The following is a 1,511-nucleotide window of genomic DNA, read 5'->3' as shown; positions in this document are numbered from 1 at the left end:
GCGAGCACGTGGCCCTGTACGAGGCCTGCGTGATCGAGAAGGACTTCGCCAAAGGCCGCAAGATCATGGCTGCCATGATGCCGCTGATGGACTTCCTCGAAGGTGGCAAGTTTGTCCAGGCGATCAAGAACGGTGTAGCCCTGAACGGCCTGAAGACCGGCGGCGTGCGCAAGCCGCTGTACGACCTGGATGACGCCGAGAAGCAAGAACTCAAGCGCGTGGTCACCGAACTCAAGGCCACCATCGCACAGATCAAATAAGGAGCCGGGACCATGGCTGATTTGCTGAGCAAGGAACAATACGCGGCCATTGCCGCCGAACTGCAGCTGCGCACCCAGGCGTTCATCGACGGTGAATTCCGCGACGCCATTTCGGGCCGCACCTTCGTCACCACCAACCCGGCTACCGGCAAGCAGCTGGCAGAAGTCGCCGCCTGTGACGTGCAGGATGTCGACGTTGCCGTGGCTGCCGCCAAGCGCGTGTTCGAGGAAGGCACCTGGTCGAAGATGCAGCCGAACGACCGCAAGCACGTGCTGCAGAAGTTCGCCCAGCTGCTGGAAGACAACGCCCACGAGCTGGCGGTGCTGGAAGCGCTGGACAGCGGCAAGCCGGTCAGCGAGTGCCAGAACGTCGACGTGCCGGAAACCATCCACACCATTCGCTGGCACGCCGAGCTGATCGACAAGATCTACGACGCCACTGCCCCGACCGGCAACGCTGCCGTGACCATGGTGGTGCGTGAAGCCATCGGCGTGGTCGGCCTGGTGCTGCCGTGGAACTTCCCGCTGCTGATGCTGGCCTGGAAAATCGCCCCGTCGCTGGCCGCCGGTTGCTCGATCGTGGTCAAGCCCGCCAAGGAAACCACCCTCAGCGCCCTGCGCGTGGCCGAGCTGGCCCATGAGGCTGGCATCCCGGCCGGTGTGTTCAACCTGGTGCCTGGCGGTGGCCGTGAAGTGGGCGAAGCCATTGGCCGCCACATGCACATCCCGATGGTCAGTTTCACCGGCTCCACCGATACCGGCCGCCTTTTCCTGAAGTACGCTGCCGAGTCCAACCTCAAGCGCATCGTCCTGGAGCTGGGTGGCAAGAACCCGGCCGTGGTCATGAACGACTGCGAAGACCTGAACGAAGTGGCCGATTTTGTCACTGCCGGTGCGTTCTGGAACATGGGCGAAAACTGCTCTGCATCGTCGCGCCTGATCGTCCACAAGGACGTCAAAGACGAGCTGCTGAGCCTGATCGGCAAGCACCTGAAGGACTGGAAGCTGGGCGACCCGCTCGACCCGGACAACCGCCTGGGCGCCATGGTCAGCAAGTCGCACTTCGAGAAGGTCAAGTCGTACCTGGAATACGCGGCCGAGCACAAGCTTGACGTCGTTCAAGGTGGCGAAGCGGAACAGGGCGTGTTCATTCAGCCGACCATCGTCGACAACGTTGGCCGTGACAACAAGCTGTTCATCGAGGAAATCTTTGGCCCGGTGCTGAGCGTGACCAGCTTCGAGACCATCGAC

2 protein-coding genes are annotated in these 1,511 nt (G+C 62.4%); both read left to right on the top strand.

Annotated elements, in window-relative coordinates:
- A partial coding sequence (locus HP546_RS30085) for a dihydrodipicolinate synthase family protein (RefSeq protein WP_172233482.1) occupies positions 1 to 260 on the top strand: 260 nt, incomplete at its 5' end.
- Between the two features lie 12 nt (positions 261 to 272).
- Positions 273 to 1,511, top strand: a 1,239-nt coding sequence (locus HP546_RS30080) for an aldehyde dehydrogenase family protein (protein WP_172233479.1), incomplete at its 3' end; no start/stop codon positions are given.

Source organism: Pseudomonas sp. CM25 (assembly GCF_013179705.1).
In the GTDB taxonomy this organism is placed as follows: Bacteria; Pseudomonadota; Gammaproteobacteria; order Pseudomonadales; family Pseudomonadaceae; genus Aquipseudomonas.
Note: the sequence above shows the minus strand (reverse complement) of the source record. Positions and strands in the feature narration are given on the sequence as shown.